Annotated in this window: 11 protein-coding genes and 2 pseudogenes; 3 read left to right on the forward strand and 10 right to left on the reverse strand. The window is 59.5% G+C overall.

What is annotated here, in order from left to right; all coding sequences use genetic code 11:
* Nucleotides 1-204 precede the first annotated feature (204 nt).
* Entirely contained in the window at nucleotides 205-1,110 is a 906-nt protein-coding gene (locus tag NKJ01_RS34910) for a tyrosine-type recombinase/integrase (protein WP_352735027.1), read from the forward strand.
* 3 nt (nucleotides 1,111-1,113) lie between these two features.
* Nucleotides 1,114-1,632 (forward strand): annotated as a pseudogene (locus NKJ01_RS34915) (IS91 family transposase); the annotation flags it as partial.
* Nucleotides 1,633-1,667: 35 nt separating this feature from the next.
* Here NKJ01_RS34915 and NKJ01_RS34920 read toward each other — a convergent pair.
* A complete protein-coding gene (locus tag NKJ01_RS34920) occupies nucleotides 1,668-2,828 on the reverse strand; it encodes an IS110 family RNA-guided transposase (protein WP_352735029.1) in 1,161 nt (386 codons plus the stop codon).
* Between the two features lie 80 nt (nucleotides 2,829-2,908).
* Between NKJ01_RS34920 and NKJ01_RS36605 the strand changes: the two are divergent.
* Nucleotides 2,909-3,179 (forward strand): annotated as a pseudogene (locus NKJ01_RS36605) (transposase); the annotation flags it as partial.
* Nucleotides 3,180-3,652: 473 nt separating this feature from the next.
* On the opposite strand, the gene NKJ01_RS34930 reads toward NKJ01_RS36605, so the two are convergent.
* From NKJ01_RS34930 to NKJ01_RS34970, 9 genes are all read right to left on the reverse strand, one after another.
* Nucleotides 3,653-4,261 (reverse strand): ATP-dependent DNA ligase, encoded by a 609-nt coding sequence (locus NKJ01_RS34930; protein WP_502905951.1) that lies wholly within the window; start codon nucleotides 4,259-4,261, stop codon nucleotides 3,653-3,655.
* A 232-nt stretch (nucleotides 4,262-4,493) separates the two neighbouring features.
* Nucleotides 4,494-4,832, reverse strand: a complete 339-nt coding sequence (locus NKJ01_RS34935) for a slr1659 superfamily regulator (protein WP_352663269.1) — start codon at nucleotides 4,830-4,832, stop codon at nucleotides 4,494-4,496.
* A gap of 18 nt (nucleotides 4,833-4,850) precedes the next feature.
* Nucleotides 4,851-5,411, reverse strand: coding sequence for a slr1658 superfamily regulator (locus tag NKJ01_RS34940; RefSeq protein WP_352735032.1), 561 nt, complete (start codon nucleotides 5,409-5,411; stop codon nucleotides 4,851-4,853).
* 2 nt (nucleotides 5,412-5,413) lie between these two features.
* Nucleotides 5,414-7,780 carry a SpoIIE family protein phosphatase gene (locus NKJ01_RS34945; protein WP_352735034.1) on the reverse strand — a complete coding sequence of 789 codons (2,367 nt, stop codon included), beginning with the start codon at nucleotides 7,778-7,780 and terminating at the stop codon, nucleotides 5,414-5,416.
* Nucleotides 7,777-8,955 carry a methyltransferase domain-containing protein gene (locus tag NKJ01_RS34950; RefSeq protein ID WP_352735036.1) on the reverse strand — a complete coding sequence of 393 codons (1,179 nt, stop codon included), beginning with the start codon at nucleotides 8,953-8,955 and terminating at the stop codon, nucleotides 7,777-7,779. The genes NKJ01_RS34945 and NKJ01_RS34950 overlap by 4 nt, the downstream gene beginning before the upstream one ends.
* Nucleotides 8,952-9,476 carry a ubiquinone biosynthesis methyltransferase UbiE gene (locus tag NKJ01_RS34955; RefSeq protein WP_352487089.1) on the reverse strand — a complete coding sequence of 175 codons (525 nt, stop codon included), beginning with the start codon at nucleotides 9,474-9,476 and terminating at the stop codon, nucleotides 8,952-8,954. The genes NKJ01_RS34950 and NKJ01_RS34955 overlap by 4 nt, the downstream gene beginning before the upstream one ends.
* A 174-nt stretch (nucleotides 9,477-9,650) precedes the next feature.
* On the reverse strand, nucleotides 9,651-11,300 hold the full coding sequence (locus tag NKJ01_RS34960; RefSeq protein WP_352735044.1) for a putative bifunctional diguanylate cyclase/phosphodiesterase: 1,650 nt from the start codon (nucleotides 11,298-11,300) through the stop codon (nucleotides 9,651-9,653).
* A gap of 399 nt (nucleotides 11,301-11,699) precedes the next feature.
* Nucleotides 11,700-12,842, reverse strand: a complete 1,143-nt coding sequence (locus NKJ01_RS34965) for a helix-turn-helix domain-containing protein (RefSeq protein WP_502905952.1) — start codon at nucleotides 12,840-12,842, stop codon at nucleotides 11,700-11,702.
* On the reverse strand, nucleotides 12,790-13,063 hold a 274-nt coding region (locus NKJ01_RS34970; RefSeq protein WP_352735040.1), incomplete at its 5' end, for a hypothetical protein. The genes NKJ01_RS34970 and NKJ01_RS34965, both read right to left, overlap by 53 nt.

Raw genomic sequence — 13,063 nt, forward strand, 5'->3', positions numbered from 1 at the left:
CAGGTCGGATACATGGCCGCACCAACCAGCAACTGCAAAAGCTCACAAATCCCTTGCCAACGGAGAGCCGTCCATACACGGCCCCCATGCACGAACCCGCTTCGCGGGAAGGCGCGGTTGGCAATGCAGTATGGTAATCTTCGGCTTTGAGTGCCTAACTGCCTGACCAGACCATGGAGTTCCCTTCAACGAGAGGAACTCGCCATGGCTACCCTGCCGACCAATGCACCGATATCACCGCTTCGTCAGCGCATGCAGCAAGACATGCTGATGCGAGGTCTGGGACCGCATACACAGCAGGATTACGTGCGTCACGTCCGGCGCTTCACCGCATTCCTTGGGCGCGCTCCCGACACTGCGACGCCCCAGGATATCCGGCGCTTCCAGTTGCACCAGCATGAGAACGGTGTCGGCCCCGCGACGATCAACGGCGCGGTCTCGGCGTTGCGCTTCCTGTTCATGGTGACACTGATGCGGCGGGATCTGGCGCGTGCGCTGGTGATCATGCGCTATCCGCGCAAGCTGCCCGATGTGCTGAGCGTGGAGGAAGCGGCGCGGCTCCTCGAAGCAGCACCTGGCATCAAGTACAAGGCTGCGCTCGGCGTCGCCTATGGCGCGGGCCTGCGTGTGTCCGAGGTCGCGCACCTGAAGGTCGATGATATCGACAGTACGCGCATGCTGATCCGCGTCGAACAGGGTAAGGGACGCAGGGACCGCAACGCCATGCTCTCGCCGCAACTTCTGGAACTGCTGCGACTGTGGTGGCGCGAAGGCAAGCGGCGCGGGGTCATGCTGCCGCATGGCTGGCTGTTCCCGGGGCGCAGTTGCACCGATCCGATCTCGTCGCGGCAACTGCACCGCGCCGTCCAGGAGTCTGCTGAAGTCGCAGGCATCCGCAAGCGCGTCAGCCCGCACACGCTGCGGCACAGCTTTGCCACCCATCTGCTCGAACAGGATGTCGACATCCGCGTCATCCAGGTGCTGCTAGGCCACAGCAAGCTCGATACGACCGCGCTCTACACCAAGGTCTCGACCCGGACAATCCACGCGGTCGCCGGGCCGCTCGACCGGCTGATGGCGCTGATGGAAGGCAAGTCGCCGCCCGGCTGATCCGTGCGCGCCTCGATCGAGGTCGCCGACATCTTCCGTGCCGCCGCGCCGGCCTATCGGGCCGTCTATACAGGTCATCTGAGCCTGCAGCAACTCAAGGTCATGTCGGCGATCGAACAATGTCGCACCGCGGCCCTCGGCGGGCATGTCGAAGCCTGCGAGGACTGCGGCGAGCGGCGCATCGCCTACAATTCCTGCCTTAACCGGCATTGTTCCAAGTGCCAGGGCGCGGCCGCGCGTACATGGCTGGCCGAGCGCGAAGCCGATCTGCTCCCGGTCGGATACTTCCACATCATCTTCACGCTGCCGGCCGAGGTCGACGACATCGCCTTCCACAACAAGGCGCTGATCTATGATCTGCTGTTCAAGGCGGCATCGGAGACGATGCTGACGATCACGGCCGATAGCAGGCACCTCGGCGCCAGGATCGGCATCACCGCCGTCCTCCACACCTGGGGCTCGGCAATGACGCATCATCCGCATGTCCACATGATCGTACCAGGCGGCGGCATCGCGCCGGATTGGCCCCTCCGGACAGGTATGCAGGGTTGATCGCCTTAGGCGGTTTTCATGACGGCGCCCTCGATGACCACCCCTGCGGTCGCATATTTCCAGAGAGCGACGAGCAACTTTCGTGCGAGCGCGACGATCGTTGTTTTGCGCACGCGCCCGGCGTTACACTCTGCTCGTTCGCGGAACCAACGAGAGAGCGCTGACTCGGGCTGGTAGCGCAGCCACAGCCAGGCAAGCTCGATCATTGTTGTCCGGAGCCGGGGATTGCCAGCCTTTGAGACGCCTTGCTCGCGGTCGATTGATCCGCTCCGCCAAGGCGTCGGCGCAAGCCCGGCATAGGCTGCAACCTGCCTTCGGTTGTCGAACTTTCGGAACAGCCCTTCCGTATACAAGATGGCGGCACTCTCGGGGCCAATGCCTTTGAGGTCGAGCAGCAACGCCACAGGCGTGTCAGCGACATCGGCGGCCAGCAACGCGTCACGCTCGGCTTCGACTGACTTGATCTGCTCGAACAGCAGCTCGAGGCGATCGAGCTCGCGAATGAGCTGCGCCTTGAGCTGCCTGCCCAGCACACGGCCATCACCCATCCGGAGATCGTCAAGCCGCTCGCGCCGGTCACGTCGCAGCGGATCATAGCCGGTTATCCCTTGCGCAAATAGGAGCCCCTTGATGCGATTGGCGTGGCTCGTCCGCTCACTGACCAGGACCTTGCGCTCCCGGCAGATCCGGCGCCGATCCTCTGCTTCGGGCGTCGGTGGCTTCGCCATCGCGCATACGCGTGGCTCGCCGCGTTTATAAGCAACCAGTGCGCGCACCAACGTTTCGCCGTCGATCTTATCGGTCTTCGCCCGCCGTCGCCGGCGCGAGGTGGCAATGGAGGCAGGGTCAACAACATGGCTCTCGATCCCCTCATGCTCCAGGACACGGTGGATCCAAAAACCGTCCAAGCCGGCCTCTTGGATGACGACAATCGGAAAGGTCTCGCTGGTGCGCACTTGAGCCTTTTCCCGAAGCTGTGCAAAGCGCGCCAGCAGTCCCGCAATATCACCACCTCGCACCGTATGCTTCGACATACGCTCACCCCCGCCTGGCAATAGCGACGTCACCAGCCACGTCGACTTGCTGAGTTCCAATGAAACGAAGATCGCGCCAAGATGGGTGCGGATAGCGGCAGGCGCCGCAGATTGATCGGCTACAATATGCATGATTGGCCTCCACAGAGTTGTTGGTCAGCAACCCCACTCTGCCAGAGCGCAGGTCGCTATCCACCACCCGTCATGGGATCTTCCTGCTCCATGTCCTGCCGCTCGGCTTCCATCGCATCCGGCATTACGGCCTGCTTGCCGGCGGCTCCCGCAAGGCCAGCCTCGCGCTCGCCCGCGAACTGCTCAGCGTTGCCACACCTCCCGATGACGACACCCCGCACGAGCCGGAAGACTTCCGCCCGTCATGCCCGTGCTGCGGCGGACGGCATCGTCATCGAGGTGTTCGAACGGTGGAGGCAGCCGCGCGGACCGCCCAACGCGACCGCAGCGAGCCGGGAGAACTCTCCATGATCCGGCATGGCCCGCTTGCCCCCACGACCGCGCTACGCCGGCGCAGGTCAACGGAAACGCATGTGCGCTTTGCTGTTGCGCCCGTCGTCAGGCACGCGAACCCAGTCAGAATCACCGCAACAAGCTCCCCGACCAAGCCCGGACGTTACTTCCTCGACACGCCCGCAGCACGAAATGTGAGCGTTCGCGACAGGCGCTGGCACATCCCCATAGCGCACAGCATGCGGCCCGTGGGTTCCTGCATGGGAGGCTTTCGTACGCCTGACGGCACCCGAAACCCTTCACAAAACCTGCCGGACTGCAAAGCGCCCTATGTCGGGCATTACGGCCGACTTGACCGCGTATCAAAAGCGGACATTGCTGGCCATCCTGAGGTGTCCTTCCCTGGAGGCTTCCGGACGCCGGCCCCGGAGCCACGGCACCTCAGTAGAGGGCCGGCATCCGTAACCCTTCACAGAAGCGGTCGTCGAAGCTCAGAAATCGGGTCCCTCGGAATATCTGGCCTTCAGCCATGTATTCGACAGTCCGCTCCGGTAGCGGCTGTCGGCGCGCTTCGAGATAATGCTTTCAAGCCCCACCTTTTCGAGGGCGCGGAAAATCGCTAGCGCACTGCCCTCGAAATGCTCGCTGTACTGGATCTTGCCGGGGCCGTGCTCAACCAGTTGCCACAGCGCCTGCTTGCGCTGCAGCAGCGGCAAGGAGTCTAGATTGCGACCGTCGAGATGGAGGATGTCGAACGCGACGAACACCAGCCGGCCCGGTTCGTTCCAGATCGCGGCTTCGAGCGAAGGGCGATCGGGAGGGCCCTGCTCGCCTGGCACAATGATCTCGCCGTCGATAATGGCAGCCCGGCATGGCAGCTCGACAGCCAGCGCGATAGGCCAGTATTTCGTGGTCCAGTCGCCGCCGTTCTTGCTGTAAAGACGCACGCCGCCTTTATCGATGATGACCTGCGTTCGGTAGCCGTCAAGATTGACCTCGTGAAGCCATCCCTCATCTTCGGGCGGCTCCTCGACCCGAGTCGGGATCTGCGGCGGAATGAACTCCAGCCGGCCGCCGTTCACCTTGGCATGCTTACTCAATGACGCCACCTTTGATCGCGCAGCGGCGGCTGATCGGCACAGGCAGCCCGACGTCTCCCCAACCTGGACGCCTGCCGCCTGTGCCGAGCCCCCGCCGAGCCATTGCGAGCATCTGCGCATCAGGCCGAATTGTCGTTAGCTTCGCATCCACATACTTGTCCTGGCGTACATATCTCGCTCGTTGCGGCGGTCTGGCACCAGGCGGTGTTTCGGCTAATTTCGAGCGAGCTGATTAGTCCATCAAAAGCACCACAGCAGGATGCAGCTTCTTCAGATTCGGCAACGATTTCGATTGCCAGGGTATGTCGGGCGTTCCACGCACGACGAGTCGAACATCGGGATGCTTGCGCACCTCGATGGTAAATTTCGCCAGCAGGTTGATGCCGGAAGAGTTGAGAAAGTGAAGGTCCTTCAGATTGAGCGTAATGGAAGCGGGATTCGAGGCAAGCACACTGGTCGCCAACGCCGTGATAGGCGCACCGGCGTCGGAACTGGCAAGCCGCATCGCACCGTCGAAGAAAATTTCACTTCCTTCAGTCCATACGCGGTAGTCGTCTGTCTTGATTTCCATAGCCTGGCTTCGTTTCATTTAGTTGTGAATTTGCGAGATCGGAATGGAGGCATATGTCTCCACGCAAATCCGATCGCTTTCGTCGGCGGCGCTGAATATCCAAGCCAGGCGCGCACCGTAGTCACTCATCAACGTCAGCAATCCAAGTCCGGAGCCTCTTACGTCCGGGTTCGCGGCATTGGCTTCAATTCGCTGTATCAGCAGGTCCATGGGGTCGCCAACCGTGATGTCTGCCAGGAGACTTTGGAACTCGGACGCATCTTCACCATCGACGTCATTCGACACCTTGAGCTTGAAGCATTCCGAATCCATCGACGCCTCGATCAAGATCTCACCCGGTGCGCGAAACTTGACGGCGTTTTCGATGAGTTCGTTGACCAGATATCCAATGCTGTGACGCACTTCCATGTAGTCATTGCGGGACGACCGGAAGCGCAACGCGAAAAGATCGGCGATGAAGTCCGAGGTCGTGGCACAATGACGCCAACTCAAGTCGAGAGGTCCGTCGAACAGCCGCACGCGACTGACGCTCTCCTTCATCCCAGTTGCAACGTCAGGGGTCCCGAACAGCGTTGTCATGGCTATGTGTGCCTTATGATCACGAGGGTGATGTCGTCGTGGATCTTTTGGATCCCGATATGGGCCATCAGATCGTCGATGATGCCGGTCTTGATGTCCTCGGCGCTGCTGCCGCGACGCTTTTGTGCGCTCTCGCAGAGGCGCTCGAATCCGAACAATTTTCTGTCTTGGTCTTCCGCCTCGGTCACTCCGTCCGTGTGCAGCACGATCACGTCGCCGCTCCCGAACACGATGTCGCGCGTGGCAATGAACTTCGAGATGTCATTCTCCAGGCCAACCGGCAGACCCAGATCCATCGTGTCGATACGTTCGACGTTCCCGTCCGCACGCACGACGAGAACGTCCTCATGCTGGCCGGATAGCGTTACCCGCTCATCCTCGAAGTCAAGGAAGGCCAGCGAGAGATGCTTGCCGGTGTTCGTCCGCTCGATGTTCTTGTAGATCGCTCTGTTCAGCCGATCCAGAAACTGGTGCGGATCCCTTTCGTTAGTCTCCTGCAGCGCGCGTGCAACGGATTGGACCATGAGCATCAGCACGCCGCTCTCGAGACCATGACCGGTCACGTCGCCGATGCCGATTTTGACCCGTGACCCGTTCTGCAGGACGTCATAATAGTCACCGCCGACCTCGTCGGCCGGCCGCATGTAGGCCGCGATCTCCAGACCCGGAATCGCTTCGAGTTCGAATTGTTTCGGCAGGACCATCATCTGTATCTGCCTGGCGACCGCGAGCTCGGCGCCAAGGCGGACGTTCTCGTCCTGCAGCTTTTCGTTGAGTGCGGAAATCTCCTGATTGGCATCCCCGAGTTCCCGAGTTCGTTCGTCGACGATTTGCTCGAGGTTTTCCGTGTGAAAGCTGATCTGCTCGGCCATCCGGTTGAAAGCGATTCCTGCCGCTCCAACCTCGTCGCGCGTTGGAATGCTCACGCGGACCGAATAATCTTTGGACTGTAGCCGCTGGGCGGCGCTGGCGAGCGACCTGAGACCCGCGGTGATCCGCTTCGAAATTCCGAGCACGGCGGCAAAAACTATCAGAAGCGAAACGACGATCGCAGCGATCTGAAAAAGCAGGACACGGTTGGTCGCGCGGGAAATACTGTCCTGCGCGGCGAACAGGGACGCATAGATCTCCCGTTCGGGAACGACGATCCCGACCGACATCGTTTCGGACTTGATCGGTCCTGAACTCCACAGATTGGTTGGCTTCAATCTTTTGAGGACAACAATGTAGGGTACGTGTTCGCCCTTATCGTCGAGCATGATATGCTGAATCACGCCGTCATTGTTTTGGTCGAGAGGCAGCACTGCGATAGCCGGCTGCGTGCTTCCCCGCAGTGACCTCTCCAGGCCAGTGACGCCTTGGCTGCCCGCATCGCTCGATGACGTCAGGCCGATGATTGCCTGGCCCGACGGATTGATCGCCACCACGTTGCCAGTCGACATCGTGAGAAAGCCGAACCCGGTTTCAGCGATCTTCACACGTTCGACGACTTCCGCGAGTTGGTCGAGAGTGATGTCTGCTCCCGCTGTACCGGCAATACCGGTGTGATCACGCGTCCACAGCGGATGGAAAAAGCTGACGATCAGCTTTCCCGTGATCGCGTCGGTGTAGGGCGCCGTCTGGGTAATGTCGTCGGGCACCGGACGAGAGGCTGGATCCCTGGCCCATTGCTGCCATGACCCGTAGATACCCGGAAAGAAGAACTCCCAGAATTCCGCCTTGTTGTGGCCCGGATAGAGCTTGTCGAAGGTCTGTGCCTGGTCCGTATACGGCACGGTCCTGAATATCGGCCGTTCTTTTGGACCAATATAATACATCTGCAGTTTGGATGACCCGCTGGCCATGAGCGTCGGCGCAACGAGGTCCAGGACGGTGCTGTCTTCTATTGCCTGCTGAACGCTTGGCAGCGGACTGTGGTCGGCGCCCAGCAGATAGCCCCAGACGCTGACCACGGACGGCGCGCCCGGCAGGTTCTGTGCCCAATCGCCCTGCGTATCATAGACCACCTTTACCGAGCCGGGCGCCTGCTGCGAAAGGGTGGCTCCGACCTGTTGCTGCCTGCTTGGATCGTCGATCTGGGCCTGCAGCACGCCGGCCAACGCCTTGACGTCCCCATGAACTCGATCGAGCAGCAGGTCGACGCTCAGCGCTGTCGATTGGGCATAGGAACGAATGTATTCCTGGTTTGCGGTCGTCAGGCCCTCACCGACTTCCGATGTGGCATCGCGCGACAGCTTTTGAACGTTCCAAAGCGCCAGGCCACCGCTCAAAAGGAGGTCGAACAGCACGGCGCCGCCAACGACCAACACGAATTTCGCTCGAAACGAGCGCAAGCCGAAGCGCGGCGTTCCCTCATCGGCGGCTTTCATTGCGGCCGTCGCCCCGATGCGACCCAGATCGGCCAACCCGCATAACCCTTGGGGTGGAGCGCAGCGAAGATGTGGTCCTCGAAGCCCTGCCGAAACCGCGTGACGAACTCGGGTCCATCGCCGCGTCTGGTCGCCATCTCGCCCGCATAGACATCCGCCCAGGCCGCAATGACATCGGCGAAGTCCTGCGGATCGCCGTCTAGGTTAGTGACCATGAAGGTCTCCACCAGGATGTCTTCGAATCCGGCTTCCACCAGGTATCGCCGACTCTTGGGCCCGAGCTCGACGTCCATCTCGAAATGCCCGAACAGCTTCGCCACTTCGTCGTAGGTCCAGCGAATGCTTTCGCCGCGCGGCTCGCCGAGGCAATGCGAATTCTTTTCGTTCGTGATATAGACCCGACCGCCTGGCTTGCAGATGCGGTAGAGCTCCTTGAGGATGAGTTCAGGTCGATTGAAGATTTGCAGGGAATGTCGGCAGGTGACCAAGTCGAACTGCGCTTCGTCGAGCAGCATCTCCGACGCATCGCCATACGTATATTCGATGCCTCGGATGTCGAACTCCCGCATCACTCGTCGAGCATAGTTCAGGCTTGATCTGGAGTGGTCGAGGGCGACGATGCGTAATGGCTGGAACTCCTTCTGCGCGAGCACAGCGAAATCGCCGATCCCGCAACAGATGTCGGCCATGACGATCCCGGGCCTCATCCCGTGTCGCGGCAAGATCGCGCGCTCGTGACGCCATGTCATCTTTGTCTGAGTACGCAGGATCGGTACGAACCCGCCTTCCTCAAGGAAGCCCTGCCCCGGATAGAATTCGGTGTCATACTCCTCGACGGTGATGTTCGGTTCAATTCCGCTCAGGCGACCGAATTTTCGCGAGGTCCATCCGACGACGCTTGACGTGATGACGACGAATTTGAGATCGGGTCGAGCGCGACAGGCGTCGATGATGATCCTCGAAAAGATGTGAAACGCGGCGTTGTTCATCTGCGTCAGGCGCCTGACATTGACGTAGAGAACGCCGCGCACACGGCCGATCGCATCGCGAAGCAATGCTATGCTGGGCCCAAGCTCATCGATCGCCTGAGGGCGGACCACTCCCGATATGGAGAACTCCTGGTTGTTCGCGTCATATTGCGCCTTAAAGCGCGGGAGAAGGTCGTATGGGCTCAATTTTGCAAGCCCTCGAGCGGAAGATCCAGGACAAGCTTGATTGCATCGCCGTCGGCCTCCTCGATCCAGAGTGTCGCGTTGTAGTCGACAGCCAGTTCCACGAGTATGACCCCGCGGCTCGGCGCGAGATCCCCAGACACCGAATTGAGGTATCGCTCTCTGGCCTCCATTCCTGCAAGTTGCGACACGGCTTCTTCGTAAAATTGGCGCTCCGCCGGCAAGCAAGGAAATGTCAACTCGATCCTATCTGTCGCGCCATGGCGAGACACCCTGCATGCCAGTTCGCCATCGGCATGGCGCGTGCGAAAGGCGACTTCGAGCAATTCGTTGAAGGCGGAGGAAAAAAGATTTGAATGCCGGACCGAGTCAGACCTGTTCTGACTGATCATCCGGGCCATGTATGTCGAGACATAATCGCAGTGTCTCCAGGCTGAGACAAAAGCTTTGATTCCCATGTCGATCTGGATCATGGGTTCAAAGGTCGGTCCGCCGTCAGCCAAGTCATGATGAACAGGTCCCATCGGCATTCTCACTTGTTGCTTCAGCATTGAACCCCGCGGAGTGGATGGCCTCCGCGACGAAAAACTTCACCGCCCGTGGTCAGGCAGTCTGGCACCGACTTGAACAATTGCGCGGTATTCCCCTCGATCGTTCCACAAATCCCCACTTCGTCGTTAGCAAAAGGGTTCGAGGCGCTAGAGCGCCCGATTTGATTCCTGCATCGCTCGTGCCATCCTCGGCGGGGACCGCTTGATGAAATCGCCGATCGCCTCGGCTCGGAGAGGCCGCCCCAGGAAATAACCTTGCAGACAATCGCAATTTTCGTTGATCAGCCACCGTGCCTGTGCCGATGTCTCGACCCCCTCGGCAGTGACACTTATCCCTAGGCCGTGCGCCAGGTTCATGATCGATCGCACGATCGTTTGGCTTTTGAGGTCGGTTTCCAGGTCCGCAATGAAATACTGATCGATCTTCAAAGTATCGAAGGGAAAGTTCTTAAGGTAGCTTAGCGATGAGTAGTATGTTCCAAAATCGTCGAGCGAAATACGTATTCCCAGGACGTTCAGGGTATTCAACGTATCGATATTGTCGATCGTCTTCTCAAGCAGGACCGTCTCCGTTATCTCAAGTTCAAGTCTGTCGGCTTCGATTCCAACTGCGTCGATGATCTGGGCGATGGTGTCCGTCAGGGAACCGCTAAGGAACTGGGCTGGTGACAGGTTCACCGCGACTGTCAGCGAGGAAGGCCACGTCAATGCCTGGCGACAGGCTTCCTCGAGCACCCATCGTCCAATCTCTTCCATCAGACCGTCGGCTTCGGCGATCGGTATGAACACGTTAGGTGGAATGATTCCGACCTCAGGGTGCCGCCACCGCAGCAGCGCTTCGAAACCGATCACTGACGAGGGGGGCCGAATGAGCGGCTGATACTCCAGATAAAGCTCGCCCCGCTCCAGCGCGGTTCGAAGGCTGCGTCTCAGATTCTCGCGTTGCTCAAGCAAGAGCAGCATCGAACGGTTGAATATTCGAGCGCAGCCGCGTCCATCTGTCTTAGCCGCGTAAAGAGCAATGTCAGCGGCTTTCATCAACTGTTCGCCATCGGTCCCGTGCTCCGGCCCGAAAGCAATTCCGATACTCGAGCCGACGAAGACGGGAATGCCGTTGATGACGAACGGGTTCTTGAACGCGTCGACCAGCGATCCGGCGAGGCGCTCAGCTTCCGCTGGCTGCTCTTTTCCCAATTGAATGACAGCGAACTCATCGCCGGCATACCGGTACGCGGATTCGCCGTCCTGCAGCGCGTCGCGGATACGGCCCGCCGCGAGCTGAAGAAGCGTATCGCCTGCTCCATGCCCAAGCGTGTCGTTGACTGCTTTGAAATCGTCAAGGTCGATCTGCAGCAGGGCGGCTTTCGGCTTCAGTTCACCGAGGGCCACTAACGCTTGCTGAAGCCGCTCGCCGAATCGCCGCCGATTCTGCAGTCCGGTCAGCATGTCGTGCGTCGCCTGATGGAGCAGAATTACATGCTCTTGCTCGTCCGTCATGGTGCGCCCATCGCGCCCCCTTGATTCAATGATTCCCACACCATTTGCAGTGGCGAAAACAAAAACGGACCGCAGCACTTCGCCCGATGACCGCGGCAAATCGATGCTTGCGGGTGAGCCACCGTGGAACACACGAAGAAATTCGCCGCGATACCTCGCATCGAGGAAGCTCGGGTAGATCTCCCAAAGGGCGGCACCCGGTGTCACCGCGCCTCCGTACACGCCCCTGAGCTTGGTTGCGTAGTGGGTCAGACAGAAGTCGCGGTCGTAGAACGACAAAAGTTCGGTCGTGTTGGCCAAAAGGTCAGCGAGAAGCGCTTCGCCGGGACGTCGAACATCGCTTGAGGAAGCCCCGTCACTCCCGTTGCCGACGCCTGATGCCTCTGGAGCCAAGAGCCACCTCCATAAGCGGCGCGAATCCACGCCGCCCAGTCCAAAAATAACATAACTATCAAGCTTGGCAAACTTTTAACTCGCAGTCTTAACAAGTGCGGCATACGGCGTAGGTGCAATGCGTGCTCCGCTGTGGTTTTCGACGATAATAGTCAAAAATCACAGTTGGTTAATAAATCGGGAATTGTTTCGAATTGGCAATATGATTGATGGCGTGGTAGACGCGACACGAAATATTCTGGTCCATGAGGCGGCGTGGCCTTCCCCTGTTTTGCCCGCCCCCCTCAACCACCGCCAATCTTGTACTCAGCTTCCGAGCGCTTTGAGCCAACCTTCAAAGGAAGACGCTTTCTCGTGTTCAGCAAGCGAAACAGAGTGGGCGGGGCGCGGTAACACCACAGTACTGCGACCTTCGCGGGGGCTGTAACCGAATTCCTTGCTGAATGCTCGGCTGAAATTAGCCGCTGAATTAAACCCGAAGGCCTCAGCGATATCGACAATTCGTCGGCTGTCTGCCGGATCGCTAAGCGCAATATGGGCTGCCAGAAGTCGACGACTTTGTATGTAATGGAGAACACCACCGCTCGGTTCGAATAATTGATAGAGACGAGAGCGCGATACGCCGAGCGCTCGGCACATTGAATCGGGTGCCAGATGAGCCGCATCCAGATTGGTTTGGACATATCGACGCGCTCGCTCCATCAGCGCGACACTCGCCAATTGTTCGGCGGCCGCGGCATGTTCCGCCGGAGGCGCGAGGCAGGCAATGATCATGCTCCGGGTAGCGTGTACGATGCGGGGCAGATCTTCAGCCGTGAGACTGCGCAGTCTTGCTTCTATGCTGTTGACGTAGTCGGCAAAGAGGTTGGCAAAGTTGCCGGACATAATTGTATTGTTCTTTGCGTCGAGGGTTGACGCCGCATCAGAGAACAAATCACGCGGCAGATAGAGAAAGAGGCTTTCCGAGTCCGTTACCCTCCCGCGAAACGGGTAGCCAAGCGACCTGATCTCCAAATTGCCCGGCTGGTTTTCCGCAACGCGGCGATCGACCTCCGTCCATGACCGGCCACTACGCGGCAAGACGATGTACCAGTGATCGATCGAACTGGATCGGAGCTTCGCGGCGGAACGCATGTAGCTATGTGCCGGCGCGCGCTGTTGAACGATCAGCACGCCACCGAGATTCCAGGCTGTGTGGTCGGCGGGGAAACCATCGTCCAGCGATTTGTCATCCGGCAACCTGACCTCGACAAGCGGCGCCATTTGCGCTTGCCAAGCGGCGAATTGATCCCCTGGCGCCAGCTCGAGCGTTGAAAAGGACAGAGGTTCCAGCGCCGGCGCGAACGATGGAGCGGCCTCGTTGCGGGGTTGGTCTTCGCGCGACCAACGACGTCGGTCACGGTCCCGCGGCTGCCTCGCAGGAGCCTCGTCTTGCCTCTTGGTGTCCATCGCGTGGTGCCATATCCGAATCGGGTATGCCCATGCCCCTTTCAATCATGTGGTGTATTTCAGGCATCTGGCAAGGCTGGCGGAACTCCAGTCGACCGAAACGGCGATCACGCTGGATTACAGCAAGAAATGCATCCCGGGATAAGTTTCTGGATGCGAAGATAACGACACTCTTCAACCTGATGCGTATAAAATCTGGCATCGTGAAATAGTGAGTTGAG

Origin of the sequence: Mesorhizobium sp. M0276, assembly GCF_040321755.1 — a bacterium.
In the GTDB taxonomy this organism is placed as follows: Bacteria; Pseudomonadota; Alphaproteobacteria; order Rhizobiales; family Rhizobiaceae; genus Mesorhizobium.

What these genes read in the sequence shown, in the direction of transcription:
- NKJ01_RS34965 (WP_502905952.1), bottom strand. Translation starts at nt 12,842, where the DNA reads ATGGACACCAAGAGGCAAGACGAGGCTCCTGCGAGGCAGCCGCGGGAC.
- NKJ01_RS34910 (WP_352735027.1), top strand. Translation starts at nt 205, where the DNA reads ATGGCTACCCTGCCGACCAATGCACCGATATCACCGCTTCGTCAGCGC.
- NKJ01_RS34955 (WP_352487089.1), bottom strand. Translation starts at nt 9,476, where the DNA reads ATGGGACCTGTTCATCATGACTTGGCTGACGGCGGACCGACCTTTGAA.
- NKJ01_RS34945 (WP_352735034.1), bottom strand. Translation starts at nt 7,780, where the DNA reads ATGAAAGCCGCCGATGAGGGAACGCCGCGCTTCGGCTTGCGCTCGTTT.
- NKJ01_RS34920 (WP_352735029.1), bottom strand. Translation starts at nt 2,828, where the DNA reads ATGCATATTGTAGCCGATCAATCTGCGGCGCCTGCCGCTATCCGCACC.
- NKJ01_RS34935 (WP_352663269.1), bottom strand. Translation starts at nt 4,832, where the DNA reads ATGGAAATCAAGACAGACGACTACCGCGTATGGACTGAAGGAAGTGAA.
- NKJ01_RS34940 (WP_352735032.1), bottom strand. Translation starts at nt 5,411, where the DNA reads ATGACAACGCTGTTCGGGACCCCTGACGTTGCAACTGGGATGAAGGAG.